The sequence below is a fragment of the Streptomyces sp. NPDC057136 genome (genome assembly GCF_042670885.1).
GTDB lineage: Bacteria > Actinomycetota > Actinomycetes > Streptomycetales > Streptomycetaceae > Streptomyces.
Genome location: NZ_JBHUUV010000006.1, coordinates 120,428 through 144,492, shown reverse-complemented (window position 1 = coordinate 144,492; position 24,065 = coordinate 120,428). Strand labels below are relative to the sequence as shown.

Below are 24,065 nucleotides of genomic sequence, written 5' to 3'. Positions count from 1 at the left end.
GGTAGGCCTCAGAACTCGATCGTGTTCTTGCCGCGGGAGCCGCGGAAGGTGAGCGCCGTCAGCAGGAGGCTCAGCAGGCTGAGCATCACGCCGATCGCCGTGGCGTAGCCGAACTTGCCGTTCCCGAACGCGGACAGGTAGAGGTACTGGGAGAGCACCATGGTGGACTTGTCCGGGCCGCCGGTCGGGGTGAGAACCATGAACAGCGCGAACGCGTCGAGCGCGTGGATGCCCAGATAGATCCAGGCGACCTGGACGGACTCGCGCAGCAGCGGCAGGGTGATGCGGGTCAGCGTCTGGAAGCGTCCGGCACCGTCCAGTTCGGCGGCCTCGAAGATGTCCTTGGGGATGGACTGCATCGCGGCGCTGAAAAGGACGACGTAGAAGCCGACGCCGGCCCAGACCATCACCGCGATCAGCGACCACAGGGCGACGGCCGGGTCGCCGAGCCAGGTGTGGGCCAGTCCGCCCAGACCGAGCGCGTCCAGTCCGCCGTTGAGCAGCCCGATCTGCGGGTTGTAGATGAACTGCCACAGGATCGCCGTGATCACCACGGGGAGGATGTGTGGCAGGAAGTAGACCCGGCGGTAGAAGGCCGAGCCCCGGACCCCCTGGATCTTGCCGCCCGAGCCGCCCACGTTGAGCATGGCGGCGAAGAACATCCCGAGCACGATCGTGACGAGCGGCACCACCAGCAGGAGCAGCCCGTTGTGGCCCAGAGCCTGCCAGAAGTCCGGGTCCTGGAAGAGGCGTTGGAAGTTGTCCAGCCCGACGAAGGGCTTGTCGGCGGTGAACCCCGACCAGCTGGTCAGCGAGATCGAGAACGCCTGCGCGTAGGGGGAGACCACCAGCACCCCGTACAGGGTGAGCGGCAGTGCCAGGAAGAGAAGGATGACGCGGGTTTTTCCGTGGTTCACGAACGACTCCGGGGATGGGGGAGACGGGACCCGCCGTCCCTGCGGGGCGAGGGACGGCGAATCCGCTGTGTCTGTGGCGTGATCCGGCGCCTTGCCTGCCTGCGACCTGATCCGCCGGGCAGGTCCTAGACCTTGAACTTCGTGATGGAGGAGTCGGCGGCGATGTCGTCGGCCTTGGCCTGCATCGTGGAGAGGAACTCGGCCGCGTCGATGCGCCCGGCGAGCAGGTTGGCGAACTCGGACTTCAGCGTGGTGGCCAGGTCGGCGTACCAGGTCATGAACCGGTAGTTGAACAGGTCGTCCCCGGCCGCGGTGACGGCCTTCAGCACCGAGCCCAGCGCGGTGGAACCGAAGTCCTTGTCGCCTGCGGCCCCCTTGACGACGGTGAGGGCATGGGTCGTCTCGGTGAAGTTGGACGCGGCTTCCTTGGAGAGCATGATCCGCAGGAACTCCTTGCCGCCGCGGACGTTCTTGGCCTTGGCCGGGACGACGAAGATCTCCCCGGTGGTGGCGTGCAGCGCGCTCTGCGGCAGGGCACCGTCCGACGAGAGCGGGGGGACCGCGCCGAAGACCATGTCGAACCCGTCCGGGGTGATCGCCTTCATCTCGCTCTCGACGTACGAGCCGGCGTGGTACAGCGCGGCCTTGCCCTGCACCCATGCGGTCTGCGCCTGGGTGTGGTCCAGTCCCTCGCTGCCCTTGAGGAAGTACCCGGACGAGGCCAGCCCCTCGATCGCCTCGGCGGCGGCCTTGACCGGTTCGGCCTGCCACGCCTTGGCTTCCAGGTTGTCGATGGCCTTGATCACGTCGACGCCGCCCTGCTTGGCCGCGAGGGCCATGAGCGGGCTGAAGAAGTAGTCGGGCGCCGTCGTACCGCCGTACGCGAAGGGGGCGATGCCCGCCTTCTTGATCTTGGCGGCCAGTTCGGTCAGGCCGTCCCAGGAGGTCGGCCAGGTCCAGCCGTGCTGGTCGAACAGCGTCTTGGAGTACCAGAAGCCGTTGACGGTGAAGACGTACGGAAGGCCCATCACCTTGCCGTCGAACGTGGCCGGGTCCAGGGCGCCCGGCAGGAGCGTGTCCCCGACCGTGGTGGCCGGGTCGTCGATCGAGGGGGCCTTCAGCAGGTCGGCCAGCTCGGCCAGCTGGCCGTCGGCGACCAGCGTGCCCATCGCGATCTTCTTGGCGCCCCAGTTGTCGATGACGTCCGGCGGGTTCCCGGCGACGAACCGCGGCTGCAGCTCGGTCTGGATCTCGGTGATGCCGGAGTGGCTGATCTTCGTCTTCGGATACTTCTTGGCGTACAGCTTCTCGTCGAACTTGGCGTACTCGTCGCTGTAACCGCCCTTGAAGACGACGACGTCCAACGCGGCGCTCTCGTCGATGCCGAACGGGTTGGTGGCGCTGGCCTTGCCCTTGGCCGAGCCGGCGTCGGCGTCGCCGTCGGCGGAGGCGCAGGCGGCCAGCAGGCCGGAGCCGGACACGGCGAAAGCGGCGACCGCTGTCGCTCTCAGCAGGCTTCGTCTCGAGAACGTCGGGGGCTGGGTGTTCACTGGTGCTCCTTTGTGCAACGGGGTTCGCTGTGCGAGGGGGTGGTACGGGGAGGGCCGGCTCAGGCGAGCTGCGCCAACTGGTCGGCGCGGATGCCCCCGTGCAGGGGCTCGTCGGCGGTGAGGCGTTCGATCTCGGCGACGGCGAACTCGCCGAGCCGACGTATCTCGGTGCCCATCGCCCCGGCCACGTGGGGCGTGACCATGACGTTGGGCAGGGACAGCAGCGGGTGGCCGACGGGCAGCGGCTCGGGGTCGGTCACGTCCAGGACGGCGTCGATCCGGCCGTCTGCGCAGTGCCGGAGCAGCGCCTCGGTGTCGATCAGTTGTCCGCGTGCGGTGTTGATCAGGACGGCACCGTCCCGCAGCAGGGCGAGACGGCGGTCGTCGAGAAGGTGGTGGGTCTCGGGCAGGGCCGGGGCGTGCAGGCTGACGATGTCGCTGCGGCGCAGCAGGTCGTCCAGCTCGACCAGCTCCACCTGTCCGGCCGGATGCAGCTCGGCCGCCGCGGGCGCATCCAGGGTCGGGTCGCTGACCAGCAGCTGGAAGCCGTGCGGGGCGAGCAGCTCCAGGACGAGACGTCCCGTGCGGGACGCGCCGACGATCCCGACGACGCGCTCATGGTTGCCGGTGTCGCCGGCGAGCTTGTTCTTGTACTGGCCCCGTGTGTAGTCGCGGGCCAGCCGGAAGGCACGCTTGCCCGCGAGCAGGATCGCGCCGACGGTGTATTGCGCGACGGGGAAGGCGTTGGCGGAGGCCGCCGAGGAGACGAGGATTCCGCGCCGCCAGACCTCGGGTGTGAGGTGGTGCTTGACCGATCCCGCGGCGTGCACGATCGCGCGCAGCCGGGAAGCCGCGTCGAGGACGGCGCCGTCGATGAGCGGGCAGCCCCAGCCGGTGAGCAGCACGTCCACGTCCGCCAGCTTTCTGCGGGAGGCCGGGTCCGCGAAGTCGACGATGATGCCGGGCCGGACGGCCACGCTCTTGTCCAGCCGAGCGGTGAGCTCTTCGGTGAGGGCGAGGGCGGCGACCTCTGGCTGCATCGCGATCGCGACGGTCATGCGACGGCTCACCGGTTCACTGCTCCTTGGGGGTTGGGACGGTGGGTTGCTTCATGATGTGCAACCGGTTTCACGTGAGGTGGCCGTCAAGCTATTGAGCGTTGAGACGATCCGTCAAGGGGCTCTCTGCAGAAATGGACTTCCAGTGGTCAGAAAGCTGTGAATCCGGGGCGAGTCGAGGTCTGAGGGTTGCCTCCTTGGATGAAACCGGTTTACCGTCCCCGCCCAACTGCCCCACCCAGCAGGCGGGGGAGTCGGCCAACCACCCGACGACGGGCGCCCACGTCCGTATGACCGCGCGCCCCGCACGGGGTGCGGAGGGGATTCCCCGATGCTCACTCGCCGACAGTTGCTACGCCTCGCCACCACCACGGCCGGCGCCACGTTGGGCGTGGCCGTGATCGGCTCGCGGCCGGCCTTCGCCGCCGACGAGTACGACACCCTTCGCCTGCGCTGGATCGACAGGACCCTGCTGGGCACCGGCTACGACGCCACGCAGGAGCCGTTCGTGACCGTGCTCGCCCGCACGGGCAGCACCGCGTCCGGCTTCCTGTCTGACATGAACCCGTCGACTGCCTCGCTCTGGGACGACCTGCCGATCGGCAGCGTCAGCGCCAACGTCACCTCGAGTTACGTGCGCCTGAAGGTGATGGCCCAGGCATGGGCCTTCGACGGCACCGGGCTGACGGGGGACGCCGATCTCCTCGCCGCCGTCCTGACAGGCCTCGACTGGATGTACGCCTACGCGTACACGCCGACCACCACCACGTACGACAACTGGTGGGACTGGCAGATCGGCGCCTCGCGTCTCTCGCTCGACATCGCCTGCCTGGTGTACGCCGAGCTCAGCAGCGCCCAACTCGCCAACTACCTGGCGGCGATCGACACCTTCGTGCCGGACTCCGCGGTCGCCTCCTACAGCGGGGTGAGCACCGGAGCCAACCGGGTCGACCTGTGCCGGGTGCTCATCCTGCGCGGCATCCTCGCCAAGAGCTCGGCGAAGATCGCCACGGGCGTCGCCGGTCTCTCCCCCGTGTTCCCGCTGGTCCGCAGCGGCGACGGCTTCTACGCCGACGGATCGTTCGTCCAGCACACCAACGTGCCCTACACCGGGTCCTACGGCTCCGTCCTGATCAGCGGACTGGCCGGTCTGCTCTCGCTCTTGGCGGGATCGACCTGGGAGTTGACCGACGACAACAGGCAGCTGCTCTTCGACGCCGTCACCGACGCCTTCGCCCCGTTCCTGTTCAACGGGCTGATGATGGACGGCGTGTCCGGGCGGGCGATCAGCCGCGGCGTCAAGACCGTGGACAACGCGCTGGGGATCCAGCAGGACGACCACGTACGCGGCCATCTCATCATCGGCAGCATCCTGATGCTGGCGGACGCGGCCTCCACCGCCGAGGCCGCCACCTGGAAGGCGATGGCCAAGGGCTGGCTGGAGCGCGACTACTGGGCTCCGTTCCTGGAGGACTTCTCCCAGACGCTGCCCGTGCTGGCCCTCGGCAGCTCCGTCCTCGACGACACCTCGATCACCGCGACCGCCGAACCGGTCGCCTCCCGGGTCTTCGGCAGCATGGACCGGGCCACCCACCGCCGCGCCTCCTGGGCCCTCGCCGTCTCCATGTGCTCCGCGAGAACCGCGTTCTACGAGTGCATCAACGGCGAGAACCTGCGCGGCTGGCACACCGGCTCCGGAATGACCTACTGGTGGGGTGGCACCTACGGCAACGGCCAGTACTCGGACGCCTATTGGCCGACCGTCGACCCCTACCGCCTGCCGGGGACCACCGTCTCCCGCATCCCGCTGACGGACGGACAGGGGACCCCCCGGCCCACCCCGCCCACGGGAGCCGTCTGGGCCGGAGGCGCCACCGACGGAACGTACAGCGCGCTCGGCCAGGACACCCGCGGCCTCGGCTCCACCCTGGCCGCCAAGAAGTCCTGGTTCTGCCTCGACGACCAGGTCGTCTGCCTCGGCGCCGGGATCACCGCCAGCGACGGATACGCGGTCGAGACCACCGTCGACAACCGCAACCTGGGCTCCGCCGCCTCCAACGCGCTGACCGTCGACGGGACCGCTCAGTCGACCACGCTGGGCTGGTCCGGCACCTTCGCCGCTGCCTCCTGGGCGTCGATCACCGGGGTCGGCGGCTACGTCTTCCCCGGCGGGGCCACCCTGAAGGCGCTGCGCCAGGCCCGTACCGGCGCCTGGAGTGACATCAACACCGGGAGCTCCACGACATCCCTGACCCGCCGATATCTGACCCTGTGGGTCGACCACGGCACCGACCCCAGCGGCGCCTCCTACAGCTACGTACTCCTGCCCGGCGCCACGCCGGCCCTCACCGCCGCCCGCGCGGCCTCCCCGACGATCACCGTTCTGGCCAACACGGCCTCCGTCCAGGCGGTCACGGACACCGCCACCGGCGTGACCGCCGCCAACTTCTTCGCCGCCGGCACCGCGGGCCCGATCACCGTCTCGTCGCCGTGCTCCGTCCTCGTGCGGGAGTCCGGCGGCACGCTGTCGGTCAGCGTCGCCGACCCTACCCGCGCCGCTGCGACGGTCACCGTCACCGTCGACCGCAGCGGATACACCACGGCCAGCGCGGACGACGGCGTCAGCGTCGTCGGTCTCGCTCCCCTCACCCTGGTCGTGGAGGTCGGCGGCGCCCAGGGCGCCTCCCGCACCATCACGCTCGGAACCGGCACGACCGTCACCGCCGGCACGTACACCGCACTCGCCCCGACCGCCGACGCCTACGTCCGTGACGGCTCCTACGCCGACACCAACTACGGCAGCACCACCGACCTGGTCGTCAAGAACGCAGGCACCGGCTACCACCGCCGGTCCTTCCTCAAGTTCGACCTGTCCGCCCTGGCGGGCACACCCAGGCGCGCGGTGCTGTGGGTGCGCGGCGCCACCTCCGACTCCACCGGCACTCAGGCCACCCTCACCGGATACGCGGTGAGCAGCGACAGCTGGACGGAGACCGGCCTGACCTGGAACAACCAGCCGACGCTCGGCGACGCGCTGTCCTCCGGTTCGATCGGCAACGCCAAGGACTGGATCCCGATCGAGGTCACCGGCCACGTGCAGACCCAGTACGCGGTCGATGGAACGGCGACCGTGGCCCTCGTCGAGAGCGCGGCCGGTGTCGCCGTTCTCCTTGCCGGCCGGAGCAGCTCGGCGAACCAGCCGTTCCTGCAGGTCATCACCGGTTGAGCAAGTTTTTATGAAACACATGAAACCGATTGCACACCCCGTAATCGATCTCTACGATGACGTCCATGCCCACCCCGTCACAGCTGTTCGGCCCAGCCCCCACCACCCGGGAAGGCTGGGCCGGAGCCCTGCTCGCTCTCACCGCACCCGCCACGCGCACAGCGGCCGCCGGCCCCGGACGAATGCCGGTGCACGCGAGCATGAGCGACCGCCGGGCGGTCTGGTTCGAGCTCGTCGCCCGTCCCCTGTGGGGACTCGCCGCGCACGCCGCCGGCGGCCTGTCCGGCGCGGACCGGCAGTGGGAGGAAGTGCGCCATGCGCTGACCTCCGCCGTCGACCCCGAACATCCGTGGTACGTCGGCCGGCCGGCCGACATGGACCAGCGCCTCGTTGAATCCGCCGCTGTCGGCTACGCGCTCGCCGTCGCGCGGCACCAGCTCTGGGACCCGCTCACCGAACGGCAGCGGCAGCAGCTCGCCGACTGGCTGTCGGCGTCGGCGTCGGCGACGCCGTGGGACAACAACTGGTGCTTCTTCCCGGTGCTCGCCGCTGTCGGGCTGCGCTCGGTGGGTGTGCCCGTGGACGAGACGCGGATGGCCGCGCGTCTGGACCGTATCGAGGACTTCGCCCTGTCCGACGGCTGGTACGCCGACGGGCCCGGCACACCGGAGCGCCCCGGTTCGCGCGACTACTACGTCCCGTTCGGTTTCCACTTCTACGGGCTGCTGCTTGCCTCGCTGAAGGCGGTCGGCGAGGAGCGGAGCCGGCGCTACCGGCAGCGTGCCGCCGAGTTCGCCACGCAGTTCCAGCACTGGTTCGCCGCCGACGGAGCAGCCCTGCCCTTCGGACGCAGCCTCGGCTACCGGTTCGCCCAAGGTTCCTTCTGGTCGGCCCTGGCCGCGGCGGACCAGCCCGCCGTCGGCTGGAGCACCGCACGCACGCTGGCCCAGCGCAACCTCGCCTGGTGGTGGCAGCGGCCGGTCCTGGCCGAGAACGGCTCGCTGAGCGTCGGCTACGCCTACCCGAACACCGGCGTCGTCGAGCAGTACCTGGCCGGCGGCTCCCCGTACTGGGGCACGAAGGTCTTCGCGAGCCTCGCCGCCGCCGAGGACCATCCGTTCTGGACGGCGACGCCCACGCCGGAGTTGCCGCCGGGGATCAGCAGGCAGCCGGCCGCGGCGATGATTCTCGCGCGGGACACGGCGGGGGACGTCGTCGCGCTCGCCGGGCAGAACGCGCCCGCCTGGAACCCCCGCGGCGGGACCGCCAAGTACGCGAAGTTCGCCTACTCCACGCTCGCCGGTTTCAGCGTGCCCACCGGCGAACCGTCCCTGGAGCAAGGAGGCTTCGACAGCGCGCTGGCCCTCTCCGACGACGGCGAACGCTGGCGCACGCGTTCCACCGGAGAGTCCCGGATCGAGGGCGAGACGCTCGTCGTGCGCTGGCAGCCATGGCCGGACGTGGCCGTCGAGACCCGGCTGCGGCACACCGACGGCGGGCACCTGCGCGAGCACCGCATCACCACCGGGCGCCGGCTGTACACGGCCGAAGGCGCCTTCTGCGTCCCGAAGACCGGCGTCGGAGCGACACCCCACAACGTCACGGAGCACCCCGGCCTGGCCCGGGCGACGGCCGACACCGCCGTCAGCGAGATCGTCTGCCTCGCCGCCGACGCATCACCGCGCGAGGGCGTCGTCGTACTGCAACTGCCGGGCTCGCACCTCCTGCACCCGCGCACAGTGCTGCCGACACTGCGCGGCGTACTCGATCCCGGCGAGCACGTCCTGCGCTGCCGGGTATCCCTCACCCGCCGCTGATCACAGCGCCGTCCAGAAGGCGGCGCCGAAGTCCGTTCCTCTCACTGGAGCATGCATGTCCGCCAGCCAGATCCTCGTGTACACGGCGACCGCCGCCTACCGGCACGCGTCCATACCCGCCGGTGTGGCCGCCTTCGGCGAACTGGGAGCCGAGCACGGGTTCGAGGTCCACGCCACCGAGGAGCCCCTGCGCTCCCTGGACGGGTACGACGCCGTCGTGTTCCTGTCGACCAGTGGCGAGGTCCTCGACGAACAGGGCCGGTCGGCGCTGCTGGACCACGTCACGGGCGGCGGCGGATTCCTGGGGGTCCACTCCGCCGCCTGCACCGAGTACGAGTGGTCCGCGTACGGCGAACTCCTCGGCGCCCGGTTCGCAGGGCATCCGCCGGTACAGCCGGCCGTCCTCACGGTCGACCGCTCGCACCCGGCCACCGCACACCTGCCGGGGCAGTGGCACTGGACCGACGAGTGGTACGACTTCAGGACACCGCCCCGCGACGTCACGGTTCTGGCCACCGTGGACGAAACGACCTACACCGGCGGCGGCATGGGGGCCGATCACCCCCTCGTCTGGTACCGGAACCACGGCCGCGGGCGCAGCTTCTACACCGCACTCGGCCATGCGCCCGAGGCCTACGCCGATCCGGCCTTCAGGGCGCATCTCCTCGGCGCCCTGCGATGGGCGGCCGCCTGGCCGGAGGGTGATGCTCCGGGACTTGACCATGCTGGTTGAGGATGCGGTCCAGGCACTGCCGAGGGTTACTGGCGGGAGAGGACCCGGGTGATGCCCGCCGCGAGGACCGTGGCCAGGAGCCAGCCTGCGCCGATCAGGGCCCAGGCGATCCACTGGGTCGGCTCGGCCGGCTGGAACGCCCGTTCCTGCCCGAAGTCGACGACGGGCAGGAGCAGGTCCAGGGTGTAGATCGCGAGGTTGAAGTCCGGCCCTGGCGCCTTGCTCAGCGGTGTGGGCCGGTGGAGGGCGAAGACGGTGGCGCCTGCGGCGAGCAGGGCCACGAGCCAGACCGCCGCACGTGCCGGCACGTAGCCGTAGCCGACGGTGGTGTCCTGTACATAACCCCACGGGCGTATCAGGGAAGCGTCGCACGGCGGCGGCGCTGGCGGGTCAGGAGCACGGTTCGGGCATCACGGTCGTGGCTGACGGACTGGTAGACGCCGGCCAGTTGCTGGTACGGCTGGGGTCGGTACCCGTCGAGGTCGCGGCTGAGCAGAGCCAGGCGCTCGCGGAGCGGACGGTGATGGGGTTCGAGCGATCGGGGGACCAGACCGTCGAGTTGGAGGGGCGGGAGGGGGTGCTGGTCTTCGTCGAGCCGGAGTACGCCGATGGCGGCGTGGCGCAGGTCGATACCGCCTTGCGTTGGCTGGGCTCCCCACCAGGCCGTCACGACGGTCTGAGCAAGGCAGACCGAGTGGGCCGGACGGACGCCGGGGCGGGAGAAGTCGGGACCTGAGATCCGGGCTGGCTCCCCCTCGCAGAGCGCGAGCAGTGTGGCGTCAGAAGGTCAGGTCCGCCTTGGAAATGCGGCAGTGGACGCCCTTGACGATGTCGACCACCTGGGAGACCTGGAAGTCGGCGGCCGCGCTGAGATAGGCGAGGGCAACCGGGCCGGGGACAGAGAAGCGCTCGTCGAGGAGGGTGAGGGCGTCGCGTACGGCATGGCGCATCGCCTCGTCGAGGTCGGTGGCCAGGCCCATGACGATGTGCTCGGTGTCGGTCTCGGCGAAGGGGGCGCGCAGGCGGGATGCGAGTCGGCGGAGGGCGGGGTCGCGGTGGACGGTGAGGCGGAGGGTCGCGCGCAGAGGGGCTTCGAAGGCGGTGAGGGCCACTTCGCCGTCGCCCTGGGAGAAGTGCGGGTCGCCGGCGTAGAAGAGGGCGCCCTCGACGGCAACGGGGAGGAAGAGGCGGGCGCCGACGCCGAGGTGGCGTACGTCGAGATTGCCTCCGTGCGGGCCGGGAGGCACCGAGTGGACCGGGGCTTCGGTGGCGGGGGAGGTGCCCATGATGCCGAGGAAGGGACGGAGCGGGAAGCGGATGTCGCGACCGTCGCCCACGGGGAGGCGACCACGACCGTCGTCGTCGACGGTGGCGACCAGGCTGACCGGGTCGGGGCCGGGGCCCCGGGGGTATTCGCCGGGGAGCGCGCCCTTGCCGTGGCGGTTGCTGATCACGCCGTAGGGGGCGCGGCGGCGCAGGCGGAGGACTTCCACTTCGAGTACGTCGCCGGGCTCGGCCCCCTGGATGTGGACGGGTCCTGTGACAACGTGCGGGCCGTGGACGCCGGGGTCGTGAAGGCGGGTGGAAGCGGCGAGTTCGGCCGTGTCGTGGAGGATGCCGTGGATTCCGGCCGCGGCGAAGAAGGCGTCCGGGTCTCGGCCCTGGTCGGCGAGGATGCCCTCGTGGCTGATGGTGTCGAGGCTGACGATCGCGCCGGAGGAGACCGAAAGGGCTGGCTTGGAGCGGGCGTTGGGGAGCAGCCCCCAGTGGACTGCGGCTGGGTCTGCGGGCAGGTAGTGGTCGCCGTCGACGGGACCCCGGTGGGGTTGGAGGAGGGTTTGAACTGCACTCGTTCTAGTGAAGAACGAGCGATCATGAGCGTTCATGGGTGAGTGGCCCTTACGGTCGGGATGCAGCGGGCATCGCGATCGGCAGGCGCGCCCTCGGGCGCCCGATCCGGCGACGGACGAAACCGCCCCGCCACCACCAGAGCGATGGTGGCGGGCATCGGACCGTCCAGGCCGATCGTGGGACCCGGGGGTGTGAGGAACTTCGCCGGACACGGAACGGAACCAGCCCCCAGAGGGCGGCGACCGGCCGTGCGGTCACAGCGGGGAACCAGCGTGCCCAACACCGTTCGGGACACGCGGCTGAGCATGGGGCCTGGCAACAGGACTCACTCCCGCTCAGTTTTTAGGAACGGTTGGAGGAGGGTCACAAGGCTTCCTGGAGGTCGGCGGCGGTGAGGGTGAAGCCGAAGCACTGGCGGATGTTGTAGACGGTGGCGTCCATGCAGTACGCGGGTGAGGTGGTGGCCACCGCGTCCTCCAGCATCAGCACGTCGTAGCCGAGGCTCGCTGCGTCCATGAGGGTGGCCAGGACGCACTGGTCGGCGTTGACTCCGGCGAAGAGGAGCGTGTCGGCGCGGAGATTGCGCAGGACGCTGTCGAGTTCGGTGTCCTGGAAGCCGCTCATGCGGTACTTGGCGATGTGCAGGTCGCCGGGTGCCGCAAAGAGGGGTGCGGTGATGTCGGCGGACGCGCTGCCGCGTTCGAGGACCCTGGCCCCGGTGGGCAGTTGGGAGCCGAGGCCGCCTCCGGTTCCATCCTGGTCGTAGACATGGAGGACACCGGGCGGGAGGTTCGCGCGGTCGGGGCGGTTGCCCCAGTTGAGCCAGACGACGGGGACGTCGGCCGCCCGGAGGGCGGGGAGGAGCCGCTGGAGTACGGGGACGGGGGTGCGGGCCAAGGACACGTCCACGCCGATCGAGGCCAGCCAGCCGTCGGGCGAGCAGAAGTCGTTCTGCATATCGATGACGACGATCGCCGTTGAGGCCAGGTCGAGCGTCAGGATTTGGGGCTGAGCCTCCACGGTCACGGGGCGGGCCGGGCGCTGCGGGCGGCGGAGGTCGACGTGTGTGGCGTCCGCGCGCCAGGAGTTGCGGGAGTTGGGGCCGATTTCATGCATGGGTCAGCTCCAGGAGGGCGTGGTCCGTGCCCGGTGCGCCGATCGCGCAGAGGCCGACCGGGAGGTCGCGGACCCGCAGCCGGGGCATGGTGACGGCGGGCAGCCCGGCGAGCGAGGCAAGGCAGGTGAGGCGGAGGGTTGCGGCTCGTACGGTCTCGACCTCGGCCGGTGTCGCATCGGCGCGGGGGGCCGGGCTGCTCGTGGCGGGGAGAAGGAGCGCAGTGCCGGGCGGGAGGGCTTCGACGATGACCGAACGGGCGGACAGGAGCCCGGAGGTGGCGTCACGCACTTCACCCTCCGCGACCTGGCTCCCCCCTGCGAACCGGGCCTCGATGTCGGCCCCCAGCGCGCCTGGGTGCTTCTCGATCCACTCCCCGTGCGCGGCCCACGCCTCGGCAGCCTGGACGGTACGGAAGGCGGGCAGCCACTCCTCCAGGTGTGGGGCCATGCCGGTGTCGGTCCGTACGAGCTCCAGGCCGATACGGAGGGAGAGCGCCCGGCATGCCGCCTCGAAGGATGCCTGGACCTCGGGTTCGGCGAGCGCGGTGAGGGCGTCGTCGACCAGAAGCGTGGCCATCGGGGCTTCGTCGTCCCGGGGCAGGAGCACCTTCGCCGCTGTACGCAGCAGGTCGGGGTCCCGTGCAAGCAGTCCCGCCGTGTCGAAGGACGGGGCCAGCGGGAGCAGGCCGCCGGTGGGGACGGCTCCGTGGGTGGGGCGCCAGCCGTAGAGGCCGCAGTAGGAGGCGGGGACCCGGATCGAGCCCGCGGTGTCCGTGGCCAGCCCCAGATCCGCCCAACCGCGGGCGACCGCCGCCGCCGGGCCGCTGCTGGAGCCGCCGGTGATCCGGCCGGGGGCGGCGGGGTTGACGGGGGTGCCGTAGTGGATGTTGGTCCCGGCGAGACTGTAGGCGAGTTCGTCGGTTTGGGCGATCCCGGCGAGCTGGGCGCCCGCGCTGAGCAATTCCCTTACGGCGTCGGCATGCTGGGGCTCCATCGGCGCATCGGCCAGCCACTGCGGGTTGCCCCCGCCGATCCGTTGTCCGGCAACGGCGAAGAGGTCCTTGACGGCAGTACGTACACCGGTGAGCGGCCCCGCCTCCGCCCCGGCGACCAGCGGCTCGCCCACGACCCGCCACACCGCGGGGTCCGGAGCCTCGTCGGCCACCGGACCCGGCACCGCGCTGACGTGCGCGGCCGCGATCCGCCAGCCCTCCCCCGTCAGTCGCCACACCTGTGTCTGCATCCCGCGCGACCCGCCGGCCCGCAGCGTTTCGGCGGTCAGTACGGCGACGTCCTCGGCGATCCGCACCTCATGGACGCGCTCGACCGTACGGGCCGGGGCTCCCCCGCTGCGGCCGCGACGAAAGTCCGAGATGGCCGCGTGCCCGCTCAGCACCATGGAACCCTCGGCGCGCACCGTGTCCGGGGCGTCCAGAAACCAGTGGTCGAGGCCTGCCACGTCATTGGCGCCGAGGGCATGTTCGTACGACCAGAAGGCGTCGAGGAGTTCGCTCATCGTGCGGCTCCGAGGACGGCCAGGTCCGCGTCGTCGAGCACCGCGAAGGGGCCGCGCTGGATCAGGTCGGCGAAGCCCTCGTCGGGGGACATGATCGTGAGGGTGTAGAGCCGCTCGGTGGCCGAGGTGTTGGTGATCCGGTGCTTGGAGCCGAGGGGCAGGACGAGGACATCACCCGGTGCGAGGTCGCGTTCGTGCTCGTCGCTGACCGCGCGGCCCTCGCCCGCGAGCACCACGAAGGTCTCCACGGACTCGGGGTGCCAGTTGAGCGGCTGGGCGCCGCCCGGCTCCCACACCTCGAAGACGACGGTGGTCGGTGCGCCGTCGGCCGGTCCGGTGAGGACGGCGAGCTTGACCGTGTCGCCCGCGGTGATGTGGTGGGCGGTGATCTTGCTGAGCGGCGTGTGGAGCGGGGGGATGGCCATGGCGGGTGTCCTCGACGTCAGGTGGAAGGCGGTCAGGCGGAAGGCAGGAAGCGGGCGCATTCGCGCAGTGCGGCCGCGTTGTCGGCGATGGCGGTGTCGACGAGCTTGCGGCCGAGTTCGGGCGTGGCTCCCCTGGGGTCGCCGATGACGCCGTTGCCCGTACCGAAGTCGTCGCTCGTCCAGCCGAAGGAGACGGACTTGCCGAAGCCGATGTGCTCGTAGGCGGTCAGGTGCTCGGGGACACTCCGCTCGGCCAGCGACATGTCCACCGTCTCCGGGTGGAGGTGGAGCATCGCCGCGGTCTCGTTCAGCCCGCCGTGCACCCCCAGACCCAGCTCGCCGGACGGGGACGCGCCGCCCTGGTCCGCAGGGAGCGAGGCGTGCAGCAGGAAGGTGAACAGACCGTATTTGGTGCGGAGTTCGCGCAGAGCGACTCCCAGCAGCGCACTGTTGCCGCCGTGCGCGTTGAGGAACGCGAGCCGCCGGACGGGCCCCGTGGCGAGAGAGCGTCCCAGGTCGTCCAGTACCGCGAAGAGCGTCGAGGCGCTGAGCCACAGCGTCCCGGGCGACCAGGCGTGTTCGTCGGACTTGGTGTACGCGAGGCCCGGCAGCAGCGTGATGTCGCAGCTGCCGGATGCGGCCAGGGCGGCGCCCTCCGCTACCGCCTCCGCCATGAAGTAGTCGGTGGCGACGGGCAGATGGGGCCCGTGCTGTTCGATCGCGCCGACAGGAAGGACGGCCACGGTGTCGGCGGACAGGTCGGTGACCGACGGTCCGCTGAGGTCGGTGAAGCGGGTGAAGGCCATGGTCAGCGCGCTCCCAGGAGGTGGCCGGGGTTGAGCAGCCCCAGCGGGTCGGCGGTGCCGGCGGTGGCACGGACGAGGTCGAGGCGCCGGTCGACGTACCAGTTGTGGACGTCATGGACGCCGATGCCCAGTGCCTCCAGGGCGGCGATCCCCTCGTACACGGTGGCTTCGTCCTGGTAGTGCGCCATCAGCATGCCGACGGTCCCCGAGCGCATGCCCTCCAGGTGCAGCACCGTCCCGGGGAAGACGGCCTTGACCGCCGCCGGGTCGCCGAGCAGTACGTCGCCGCCGATCTCCAGGTGGAAGTAGCCGTCCTTGGCCTTCATCAGGTGGTACGTGGGGTGGTTGAAGGAGAGCGAGGAGATGAGGGCGGGACCGCGCGGCGCGGGACGTACCTCCGTCACCCGGCCGCCGTGCTTCTCGATGATCGCCCGAGCGTCGTCCCCGGCCTGCTCCTCGATGATCGCGCGGACGCTCAGCGCGGCCGGGTCGAGGGCCGGGTCGGCCTCGAAGGTCTCGACGAGGCCGGGCTCGTCGAGGGAGACCAGGCGCGGGGCGGGCTCCAGGCGTACGAGGTCGCTGAGCGCGGCGGTGGCGGAGGTCCACGTGTCGAAGGAGGCGAAAAGGCCGGTCCAGACGCGGGCCGGCTGAAGTGCGACGGTCGCTGTCGTGGTGATGCCGGTGGTGCCGTAGGCGTGGATGTACGGGAGTGCTTCCTCGCCGCGTACGGTGAAGGGCTCGGCCTCCGCTGTGCACGGGACGACGGTCAATTCCCGTACAAATCCGTCCCCGTTGGTGCCGTTGGCGAGCGATCCCGTGCCGCCGTTCCCACCGGAGAGGAAGCCGCCGAGCGATGTCCCGAAGGTGGAGGGGAACATCCACAGCTCCTGGCCCAGCGTGCGCGCATGCGCCTCCAGGTCGGACATCTTTGCGCCCGCCTCGGCCCTGATCCACCCGTCGCCCGCGCCCAGGATGCGTCCGCATCCGGTGAGGTCGAGGACGGCGCCGCCGTGCAGCGGGATCGCCTGGCCGTAGTTGCCGGTGCCTTTGCCGCGCGGGGTGAGCGGGATGCGCAGGCGGTGGGCGAGGGCGACGAGGGGCTGGATCTGCTCGTACGACGACGGGCGCAGCACCACCTCGGCGCGACCGGCGGGGAGCTTGGCGGCGAGGATCGGCGACATGTGAGCCCAGTCGCGGGACGCCTTGTCGAGGGCGGAGTCCTCGCGTACGACGGCATCCTCGCCCAGCAGTGCGGCAGCCTCTGTGCAGAATGCGTCGACGCCGGGGGTGCGGTGGGTGGCACCTGGGCCGACACCCAGCACCGCGTCGTCTGCGACAAGTTCGGTCATCCGGCGCAGTTCGGCGGCGGACAGGGTCGTGCCCTTGGGGTCGACGGCCATCACTTCATTCCGATCTCGGTGTCGATGAATGCGTTGGTCGCCAGGTCGTCGGCGCTCAGGCCGGCCGGGATCTTGACGCCGCTCTTGGTGAGTATCGGTCCGAAGGTCTTCAGGGAGTCGGCGACGCGCTTCTTGTCGAAGCTCGCGATCGATCCGTCGGCCTCGTTGCCGAGGATGCCGAGCCTGACCATCTCCTTGGCGGCGTACTGGCCGGTGCCCTTGGAGTAGACCCAGCTCGTGCCGTACTGCTTCACGATGTCGTCGATGAGTGTGATCGCTGTGTCCGGTGCGGCGGCGAAGTCGGCTGCCGACTGCTGGATGACGGGGACCAGCTTCTTCAGGCAGGGGCTGAGCTTCTTCAGTGCGCCGACGCGGACGGAGAGTGCCTGTGGGTAGGCGGTGTAGCCGACATCGGCCAGCAGCTGGAACCTGACCGGCTTCTTCCAGGCGGCGATCTCGTGCTCGTAGAGGTACGGTTCCGCGGTCGCGAAGCCCTGCTGGGCGATGGTGGGGTCGGCGACGAAGCGGGACGGTGCGCTGTCGTAACTCCCGTCCAGCTGGCTCTTCTTGATGAGCCCCTTCGACACCAGCATCGGGGCGAAGATCTCGCCGTCGCGGTAGACGACCTTTGCGTCGCTCTTGCCGATATCGGCGACGGTCTGCCAGTCCGGGTGGGTCTTGGGGTCCCACATCAGGACCTGCGGGCTCTTCTTCATCAGCGCGGCCACCGCGGTGACGGGCTGCTTGCCTGCCGCCTGGATGGCGCTGTCGGTGGTGACCATGCCGAGGGTGATGGACTGGTCGATGTACATCTGCGAGGCCGGGCTCTGGAAACCGACGGCCGAACCTCCCGCCCGTACCTGGATCTTGACGCCGGTGTCCTTGCCGCCGATGACGAGCGGGCCGGTGACCCGCTTCTTGTCGGTGTCGACGGTGTAGCCGGGGCCGACCAGGTTGTAGACCGGGCCGTGTTCGGCCTCGGGCTCCCAGTCGGCCTGGACCACGACGGTGGCGGGGCAGACTTTGTCGAGGCGCTGGGCGGCGGGGGCGGGCTTGAGGTCGGTAGAGGACCGGGCTGGGGTGGCGCCGGCGCCGCAGCCGGTGGCGGCGAGGAGGAGCGAGGTACTCAGTCCCGCAACAAGGCTTCTTCTGACGGAATTTGGCATGGCTGTCTCCCGGGAGGGGCTCTGACGAGGAAGCGGAGAGGGGGTGGGGCCGGCTCAGCTGCGGCCGGACGCGTGCCATGAACCGATGGCGAGGCGGGACAGGAGCGTGAAGAGCGCGAAGACGGCGACCCCGAAGAGGGAGGCGAGGATGATCGCGGCGAAGAGGTCCTCGGACTGGAGGCGTGAGCGGTAGACGTCGAGGAGGGTGCCGATGCCGGGCGCGCCCTGCTTGAAGAACATGTCGCCGACGACCGCGCCGATGACGGAGAGCCCGGAGGAGGTACGCAGCCCGGTGAAGATGGCGGGGAGCGCCGCGGGCAGTTCGAGCTTGCGCAGGCGGTCCCGGCGGCTCGCCTCCTGGAGGGTGAAGAGGTCGTGGTGGGCGCGGTCCACGGACTGCAGTCCGAAGAGGGTGTTGGCGATCAGTGGGAAGAGGGCGATGAGGACGCAGACGACCACCCGGCTGGTGAAGCCGAAGCCGAACCAGAGGCCGATGAGGGGGACGATGGCGAGGATCGGGACGGTCTGCAGGATGACGGCGTACGGATAGAGGGAGCGCTCCAGCCATCGGGCGCGGCTCATCACGACGGCCCCGGTGATGCCGAGGCCGGCGGCGATGGCGAGCCCGGCGAGAGCGACCTGCGCGGTGAGGGCGAGGGCCTGGAGCATGGGCTGCAGGTGGGTCCAGTCGAGGACGGCGATCTGGAGGACCTGATGCGGGGGCGGTACGAGGAAGCGACGGGCGGGGGCGAGGAGCAGGTAACTCACCGCGTACCAGAGGCCGATGGCGACGGCGAGTGAGCCGATGGGGGCGAGCAGCGCGACGGGGCTGCGGCGGGTGCGGACGGACGCCTCGGCGGCCGGAAAAGTCTCGACCGTGGCGCCGGTGGCGGCATCGGACTGGTGCACGGGGGTCTTCCCCTCGTGGGCCGGAGCGGCAGCGCTCGAACCGGTGACGGCCCCTTCGGGAGCGGCAGACGGTTCGCCCCTCGGGCCGACGGTGACCGAGGCGGCCGTGGTCGCGTGGGCAGTCGGCGCGTCGGCGGCCGTGGCGGCCGGGGTGTTCGCGGTCACTGGGCGTCTCCTCGCAGGGCTGCGGAGACCGCGCCCGCGATCGCGGCGAACTCCGGTTCGTAACGGAGCGAAGCGGGTCTGGGGTGGGCGAACGGGACCTCGAATGCGGCGGTGATGCGTCCGGGCCGGGCCGACATCACCACGACCCGGTTGGCCAGGAAGACCGCCTCGGTCACCGAGTGGGTGATGAAGAGACCCGCGAACCCCGTCTCGGCGAAGATCCGCTGGAGCTCCTCCTGCATACGAAGCCGGGTCATCTCGTCCAGCGCGCCGAAAGGTTCGTCGAAGAGGAAGAGCGCGGGGCGCATCATCAGCGCGCGGGCCAGCGAGACCCGCATCCGCATCCCGCCCGAGAGCTGTCCCGGCAACTGCTTCTCGAAGCCGTCGAGGCCAACGAGACGGATGGCGTCCATGGCGCGCTCGTGCCGTTCGGCCTTGGGACGGCCGGCCAGTTCGGCCGGCAGCGCCACGTTGGCGAGGACGCTCCGCCAGGGCAGCAGGGTGGCGTCCTGGAAGACGTAACCGATGTCCCCGCCCGGGGTGCTGATCTCGCCCGCGCTGGGGGCATCGAGACCGGAGGCGAGCCGCAGCAGGGTCGACTTGCCGCATCCGGAGGGGCCGACGACTGCGACGAACTCCCCTTCGCCGACGTGGAGTTCCACTCCCGAGAGTGCGGTGGTCCCGCTGTCGAAACGCTTGTCGACGGCTACGAAGCTCAGCGCCGTCTGCACTGCTGTCGCCACGTCGCTCCTTCCTGTGGGCCTGTGGTGCCTTCACCGATGTTCATAGCATCAACATTCTTTGTTTCGGGGGGATGTCCCGGGCGTTTAGGCCCTGGATCAGTCAGAGCACTTCGCGGATCACTGTGGTACGGCTCACCGCTCGCCCGCCCTTGAAGACGATCCGGTCCGGGTACGAGGCCCCGACGGCCCCGGAGAGCGAGTCGGCCCGTACGGCGAGGAGGTCGGCGACCGCCCCCTCGTACGGCCCTGCGGCGGCTAGCCCGAGGACCGTGCGGGCGCCTGTGGTCACCGCGTGGACGGCCTCGGGCAGCGTCAAGTGGCCTGCCGCGACGAGGAGTCCGGCGGTCTCCAGGGGATCGGCCCTGCCCACCGGGTTGAAGGGGTCGCGGATGTTGTCGCCGCCCCCGGCGAGGGGCACGCCCGCGTCCAGGAGGGCGCGTACGGCGGTCAGACCGCGCGGGGTGCGGACAGGGGTGTCGCGGCCCTGGAGGTAGAGGTTGGTGAGCGGCAGTGCGACGACCCCGATCCCGGATGCCGCCGCCTCCTTGGCTATCCGGGCGGCCTCGGCCGGGTCCAGGCCGCCCAGTCCCACACAGTGGCTGGCGGTCGCACCGTGGGCGAAGCCCCGCTCCCGTACCGCCTGGGCGAGCAGCAGCAGATCCTTGGGGTCCGGACGGAGATGCTCGTCCGCATGCAGATCGACGCCGACGCCGTGCCGCTCGGCGATGGCCAGGGCGCGGGCGACAGCGGCCTGCGGGTCGTCGGAGAGGTGCGGGCAGCCACCGAGCAGGTCGGCGCCCAACTCCAGTGCCTCGTCGAGGACTTCGTCGGGCGCCTCGATGTGCAGTACGGCGATCTGCAGCGCAACCCGCTCGCTCAGCTCCTCGCGCAGCCGCAACAGCGCCCGCAGCCCCCGGAGCGGATCGGGGCCTGGCAGGACGTCGGCGTGGGTGCGGACGGCGGTCGCGCCATTGGCGACCAGCTCGTCCAGGGCGCGGCGGGCTCTGACCAGCACGTCCTCCTCCGTCACCTGCTCGGCATAGCCGCGCCAGGCGGCGACCGCCCCCGGCAGATCGCAGGGCGGTGCACCGGCCAGGTCCCAGGTGAGGGCCTTGTCGAGGTGGGCGTGGGGTTCGGCGGGGGCGGGCAACAGTATGAAGCCGGAGAGGTCCATCTCCTCATATGCGGAGGGCAGCTGACCGGCCTGTGCAACGGCCGACACCCGCCCGTCCTCGATCAGTACGTCCCGGACCTGCCCTTCGGGCAGCCGCGCCGCGCGCAGCAGCAGTGCCGTCGCCGTCATCGTACGTCCCCGTTCTCCGGTGCGGTGAGTACCGAGAAGCCGTCGAAGGCGTGCCACATCGCGGGCGCGCCGAACATGTCCTGGCGGCGGACCGGGCGGGTCCGTCGGCATACCACTTGGTCGAAAGCTTCGGCGACCCGGCCCACGAAGTTGTGGTCCTCGCGGTGGCGAAGGTTGTGCCCCAACAGGGCTGTTCTGACAGGGAGTTCGGCCAATCGGCGAGTCGATGCGGCGAAGGCGGGTACCTCGGCGCCCGGCACATGGGCGAAGAAAGTACCGCTGATCAGGGTGTCGCCGGCGAGGAGCTGGCCGCTCTCCGGCTCCCAGAGGCAGATGCCGTCGGGTGAGTGCCCGGGGGTGTGCAGGACTTGCAGCCTCCGCCCGCCCAGGTCGAGCTGCTCCCCTTCCCTGAGCAGCCGGGTCGGTCGCACCGCGTCTATACGCCACTGGGTCAGCTCGGGGACGGGCCGCACCTCGATCCGCGAGTCGGTGAGGAAGAAGCCCTCGGCGGAGAGTGCGCTCAGCTCGATGTAGCGCTGTCGCATGTCCTGGGCGATGTGCTCGTACGCCTCGAGCCACTCGCGCGGTGCGGGCTCGCCGTGCAGGTCTGCGCCCGCCTCGTGGACGGCGAAGTCCTTGGCCTCGCCCACAAGCGAGGTGTTGCCGCCCCGGTGGTCGTAGTGGTGGTGGGAGTTGACGACGAGCAGCGGCAACGAGGTCAGCGCGCGCACCTCGCGCCCGATGTCCCCGATGCCCATCCCGGTGTCGTACAGCAGGGCGAGGTCGTCGCCCACGACGAGATAGCTGTTGACGTGCCCGGGCTCGGCGATGAGGAAGGTCCCAGGTCCGGTCTCCTGTACGGAGAACCAGTCGCGCCCGCTCACGCGCCGATGCCGTGGTAGCGGCGGGCGTGGTGGACGAGAGCGCTGACCCCGCCCTGGCCGGGGATGATCTCCTCGATGGCGGCTATCAGCAGCAGGTGGTCCCCGGCCGCCACCTCCTCCCGTACGCGGCACAGAACGGCGTACGTGCTCTGCGCCAGCAGCAGCGGCTCACCTCCCTCTCCTGTCGTCCACTCCAGCCCGGCGAACCGGTCGGCGGACGGATCGGCGAACCGCCGCGAGACGGATTCGCCGTCCGCGGCCAGGATGTTGAGGGCGAGCCTGCCGCCGCCCTGGAGCAGCGGCAGGGTGCGGCTGCCGCGCTGGACACCGATCGCTATCAGCTGCGGCGTGCGGCTTAGGCTCATCACGGCGGTGCTGGTGAATCCGGCAGGTGTGCCATCGGCTGCGGCGGCGGTCACCACGCAGACGCCGCCCGCGAGGGCGGCCATGGCATCGAGGAATCCGGCCGTGGCGGGTCGGTCGGCGGTGGTCGCAGTCATTCGGGCTCCTCGCCTAGAATGTTCGTCACATCAACATTGAGCGTAGGAGACATGTGTTTCGCGGGAGTAAATCCCACTCCGAAGTGACCGCTTAGGATTTCCGCCATGGCAGACCGCCCCACCGAAACCCCCGCCGATCCGGACCAGCAGCTTGGTAACGCGATCCGTCGGCTACGCAAGAAGCGCGGCCTCACCCTTGTCCAACTCGCGGGCAGCGCAGGCCTTTCGCACCCCTTCCTCAGCCAGCTGGAGCGCGGGCTGACCCGCCCGAGCATGCCCTCGCTGCACCGGATCGCCCAGGCGCTCGGCACCACCCAACAGGCCCTGCTGGCGCACTCGGCAACCTCCCCCGCCGACATCCATGTCGTACGGGAAGGGACCGGCACCCCCGTCGCCAACAGCGGCGGCTCGGCCAGGATGCTCGGGGCACCCCAATTCGCCGTCCATCCGGTCGAATACACGGGAGGACCTACCGGCTTCGAGGAGTACTACGACCACCCGGGCGATGAGTTCCTCTACGTGGTGCACGGCGCGATCGAGGTCGACCTACTGGGCCCCGGCGGCCGTGAACTGCACCGCCTCTACGCCGGTGACAGCCTGCTCTACTCAGGCGGAACCCCGCACCGATGGCGGGTTCTGACGGAGGACCAGGACCTCTCCGGGGTGCGCATACTCACCGTACAGAACGCCCCTCGCTAGCCTCGCCGTTTCGGTCGGGGCTGGCGCGGATGCCGGCCGACACGGGGTGATGATCGCCGACGGCGGCGAGACCATCACGGACCTGGCCGTCCTGCGCGACCAGGGCGAGGAGTTCGGCGCCGTTGCCTCTACGCCCACGGCCTGGCGACTGCTCGCTGACATGGACGAGGCTGTACTTGCTCCGCTGCGATCGGCAAGGGCCCGGGCTCGGGAAGTGGCCTGGCTGCAGGCCACTCGCCGACAAGTGCCCCGCGAAGAACATGGAAAGGGCTACGAACAAGGCTTGGCGTGTCAGTCCTCGGCTCTTTCGGTGGGGCCTCCGCCCGCACGCAGGAGGCGCGCGCCGAGGGCGCGGGTGGCCTCTCTCAGCTCTCGGGGCTTGACGACGCGAAATGGGGCCTTGATCGCCGTGAGCTGTTCCGCGTACCAGTCCGGTTCGTCCGTGGTGGCGATCAGCCGGGTGGTGACCGCGTCCATCGGTTCGCGCCGGCCCAGATTGCGCGGGAGCCATTGGGTGACCGCGTCGGCGGGGGCGTCGATGACGATCTCCACCTCGTACTTCCAGCCCTCGGCCAGGTGTTCCTCGAGTGCTTCCGCCGGTTTGAGGCCGGCCGGAGGGATGTAGGCGGAGTCGAGGGCATCGACGGTGGTGATCCTGTCCACGCGGAGGACTCGTCTCGCGTTCTTCGTGTGCGACCAGCACAGCAGATACCAGCGGCCCTGGCGCACGACGACCGCCCAGGGGTCGACGTCCATGACCCGTGCCCGGTCGGCGCCCATCCGGTAGCCGAGTCGCAGCCTGCGGTGCGCGGCGCAGGACTGGACGAGCGCGGCCGTGGTTTCGGGACTCGGGGCCGACGCCTGGGGGTCCGGGCCCAGTGTGGTCACCGTCCGTACCGCCTGCGCCGGGTTGGCGACCGGCTCAGGAAGTACGCGCATGATCTTGCCCAGTGCGCTGCCCACCGGGTCAGCCGGGTCAGCTGCGTTCCGATGGCCGTCCAGGACAGCCATCACCAGCCCCAGCGCCTCGGCTCCGGTGAACATCAGGGGAGGCACCCGCAGGCCACGGCCCACGCGGTATCCCCCGTGGGGGCCGCGGGCGGACTCGATCGGGACACCTGCCTCGCGCAGGATGGATACGTACCGGCGCGCCGCCCGCTCCGAGACACCGAGCCTGTCGGCCAGCCGGTTCGCCGTGATTCCCGGGCTGTTCTGGAGCAGTTCGAGGAGCAGCAGCGCCCGGGCGGTCGGGCTCTCGTCGTGCTTCATCGGCAACCTCGG

General features: G+C 70.4%; 22 protein-coding genes and 2 pseudogenes. 7 read left to right on the top strand and 17 right to left on the bottom strand.

The window, feature by feature from the left end; translation table 11 throughout:
* Positions 1–8: 8 nt before the first annotated feature.
* From ACFT7S_RS10350 to ACFT7S_RS10340, 3 genes are all read right to left on the bottom strand, one after another.
* The gene (locus ACFT7S_RS10350; protein WP_382729465.1) at positions 9–917 is read right to left on the bottom strand and encodes a carbohydrate ABC transporter permease; all 909 of its coding nucleotides are present in this window, start codon (positions 915–917) and stop codon (positions 9–11) included.
* A gap of 125 nt (positions 918–1,042) precedes the next feature.
* Positions 1,043–2,467, bottom strand: coding sequence for an N-acetylglucosamine/diacetylchitobiose ABC transporter substrate-binding protein (gene ngcE, locus ACFT7S_RS10345; protein ID WP_382729463.1), 1,425 nt, complete (start codon positions 2,465–2,467; stop codon positions 1,043–1,045).
* Between the two features lie 59 nt (positions 2,468–2,526).
* Positions 2,527–3,537 (bottom strand): hydroxyacid dehydrogenase, encoded by a 1,011-nt coding sequence (locus tag ACFT7S_RS10340; RefSeq protein ID WP_382729461.1) that lies wholly within the window; start codon positions 3,535–3,537, stop codon positions 2,527–2,529.
* 319 nt (positions 3,538–3,856) lie between these two features.
* On the opposite strand from ACFT7S_RS10340, the gene ACFT7S_RS10335 reads away from it, so the two are divergent.
* From ACFT7S_RS10335 to ACFT7S_RS10325, 3 genes are all read left to right on the top strand, one after another.
* On the top strand, positions 3,857–6,751 hold the full coding sequence (locus ACFT7S_RS10335; RefSeq protein WP_382729459.1) for a polysaccharide lyase family 8 super-sandwich domain-containing protein: 2,895 nt from the start codon (positions 3,857–3,859) through the stop codon (positions 6,749–6,751).
* A 65-nt stretch (positions 6,752–6,816) separates the two neighbouring features.
* Positions 6,817–8,568 carry a DUF2264 domain-containing protein gene (locus ACFT7S_RS10330; protein ID WP_382729457.1) on the top strand — a complete coding sequence of 584 codons (1,752 nt, stop codon included), beginning with the start codon at positions 6,817–6,819 and terminating at the stop codon, positions 8,566–8,568.
* Positions 8,569–8,623: 55 nt separating this feature from the next.
* The gene (locus ACFT7S_RS10325) at positions 8,624–9,301 is read left to right on the top strand and encodes a ThuA domain-containing protein (RefSeq protein WP_382729455.1); all 678 of its coding nucleotides are present in this window, start codon (positions 8,624–8,626) and stop codon (positions 9,299–9,301) included.
* A 26-nt stretch (positions 9,302–9,327) separates the two neighbouring features.
* Here the strand turns inward: ACFT7S_RS10325 and ACFT7S_RS10320 are convergent, their stop codons facing one another.
* A complete protein-coding gene (locus ACFT7S_RS10320; RefSeq protein WP_382729453.1) occupies positions 9,328–9,609 on the bottom strand; it encodes a hypothetical protein in 282 nt (93 codons plus the stop codon).
* A 110-nt stretch (positions 9,610–9,719) separates the two neighbouring features.
* Between ACFT7S_RS10320 and ACFT7S_RS10315 the strand changes: the two genes are divergently transcribed.
* Complete coding sequence (locus ACFT7S_RS10315) at positions 9,720–10,037, top strand: hypothetical protein (RefSeq protein WP_382729451.1); 318 nt, start codon at positions 9,720–9,722, stop codon at positions 10,035–10,037.
* A gap of 43 nt (positions 10,038–10,080) precedes the next feature.
* On the opposite strand, the gene ACFT7S_RS10310 is transcribed toward ACFT7S_RS10315, so the two are convergent.
* Positions 10,081–11,187, bottom strand: coding sequence for an acetamidase/formamidase family protein (locus tag ACFT7S_RS10310; RefSeq protein ID WP_382729449.1), 1,107 nt, complete (start codon positions 11,185–11,187; stop codon positions 10,081–10,083).
* Between the two features lie 23 nt (positions 11,188–11,210).
* On the opposite strand from ACFT7S_RS10310, the pseudogene ACFT7S_RS10305 reads away from it, so the two are divergent.
* A pseudogene (locus ACFT7S_RS10305) lies at positions 11,211–11,498 on the top strand (transposase); the annotation flags it as partial.
* Between the two features lie 17 nt (positions 11,499–11,515).
* On the opposite strand, the gene ACFT7S_RS10300 reads toward ACFT7S_RS10305, so the two are convergent.
* The 11 genes from ACFT7S_RS10300 to ACFT7S_RS10250 all read right to left on the bottom strand — a co-directional run bounded on the left by ACFT7S_RS10300 (position 11,516) and on the right by ACFT7S_RS10250 (position 22,085).
* Positions 11,516–12,268: a cysteine hydrolase family protein gene (locus ACFT7S_RS10300; protein WP_382729447.1), complete on the bottom strand. Its 753-nt coding sequence runs from the start codon at positions 12,266–12,268 to the stop codon at positions 11,516–11,518.
* Positions 12,261–13,784, bottom strand: coding sequence for an amidase (locus tag ACFT7S_RS10295; protein WP_382729445.1), 1,524 nt, complete (start codon positions 13,782–13,784; stop codon positions 12,261–12,263). The genes ACFT7S_RS10300 and ACFT7S_RS10295 overlap by 8 nt, the downstream gene beginning before the upstream one ends.
* Positions 13,781–14,209: a cupin domain-containing protein gene (locus ACFT7S_RS10290; protein WP_382729443.1), complete on the bottom strand. Its 429-nt coding sequence runs from the start codon at positions 14,207–14,209 to the stop codon at positions 13,781–13,783. Before ACFT7S_RS10290 ends, ACFT7S_RS10295 begins: the two co-directional genes overlap by 4 nt.
* Positions 14,210–14,241: 32 nt before the next feature.
* A complete protein-coding gene (locus ACFT7S_RS10285; RefSeq protein ID WP_382729441.1) occupies positions 14,242–15,015 on the bottom strand; it encodes a creatininase family protein in 774 nt (257 codons plus the stop codon).
* A gap of 2 nt (positions 15,016–15,017) precedes the next feature.
* A complete protein-coding gene (locus tag ACFT7S_RS10280) occupies positions 15,018–16,415 on the bottom strand; it encodes an FAD-binding oxidoreductase (protein ID WP_382729439.1) in 1,398 nt (465 codons plus the stop codon).
* On the bottom strand, positions 16,415–17,581 hold the full coding sequence (locus ACFT7S_RS10275; protein WP_382729438.1) for a hypothetical protein: 1,167 nt from the start codon (positions 17,579–17,581) through the stop codon (positions 16,415–16,417). The genes ACFT7S_RS10280 and ACFT7S_RS10275 overlap by 1 nt, the downstream gene beginning before the upstream one ends.
* A gap of 54 nt (positions 17,582–17,635) precedes the next feature.
* Positions 17,636–18,655 (bottom strand): ABC transporter permease, encoded by a 1,020-nt coding sequence (locus ACFT7S_RS10270; RefSeq protein WP_382729436.1) that lies wholly within the window; start codon positions 18,653–18,655, stop codon positions 17,636–17,638.
* Entirely contained in the window at positions 18,652–19,398 is a 747-nt protein-coding gene (locus tag ACFT7S_RS10265; RefSeq protein ID WP_382729434.1) for an ABC transporter ATP-binding protein, read from the bottom strand. Before ACFT7S_RS10265 ends, ACFT7S_RS10270 begins: the two co-directional genes overlap by 4 nt.
* 100 nt (positions 19,399–19,498) lie before the next feature.
* Positions 19,499–20,701, bottom strand: coding sequence for an amidohydrolase family protein (locus ACFT7S_RS10260; RefSeq protein ID WP_382729432.1), 1,203 nt, complete (start codon positions 20,699–20,701; stop codon positions 19,499–19,501).
* Positions 20,698–21,585: an MBL fold metallo-hydrolase gene (locus ACFT7S_RS10255; protein ID WP_382729430.1), complete on the bottom strand. Its 888-nt coding sequence runs from the start codon at positions 21,583–21,585 to the stop codon at positions 20,698–20,700. The genes ACFT7S_RS10260 and ACFT7S_RS10255 overlap by 4 nt, the downstream gene beginning before the upstream one ends.
* Positions 21,582–22,085, bottom strand: a complete 504-nt coding sequence (locus tag ACFT7S_RS10250) for a flavin reductase family protein (RefSeq protein ID WP_382729428.1) — start codon at positions 22,083–22,085, stop codon at positions 21,582–21,584. Before ACFT7S_RS10250 ends, ACFT7S_RS10255 begins: the two co-directional genes overlap by 4 nt.
* Before the next feature lie 105 nt (positions 22,086–22,190).
* Here ACFT7S_RS10250 and ACFT7S_RS10245 point away from each other — a divergent pair, with 105 nt between their 5' ends.
* Complete coding sequence (locus tag ACFT7S_RS10245) at positions 22,191–22,784, top strand: helix-turn-helix domain-containing protein (protein WP_382729426.1); 594 nt, start codon at positions 22,191–22,193, stop codon at positions 22,782–22,784.
* Between the two features lie 19 nt (positions 22,785–22,803).
* Positions 22,804–23,013, top strand: a pseudogene (locus ACFT7S_RS10240) (IS1380 family transposase); the annotation flags it as partial.
* Between the two features lie 62 nt (positions 23,014–23,075).
* Here the strand turns inward: ACFT7S_RS10240 and ACFT7S_RS10235 are convergent.
* The gene (locus ACFT7S_RS10235) at positions 23,076–24,053 is read right to left on the bottom strand and encodes a helix-turn-helix transcriptional regulator (RefSeq protein ID WP_382729424.1); all 978 of its coding nucleotides are present in this window, start codon (positions 24,051–24,053) and stop codon (positions 23,076–23,078) included.
* Positions 24,054–24,065: the final 12 nt, after the last annotated feature.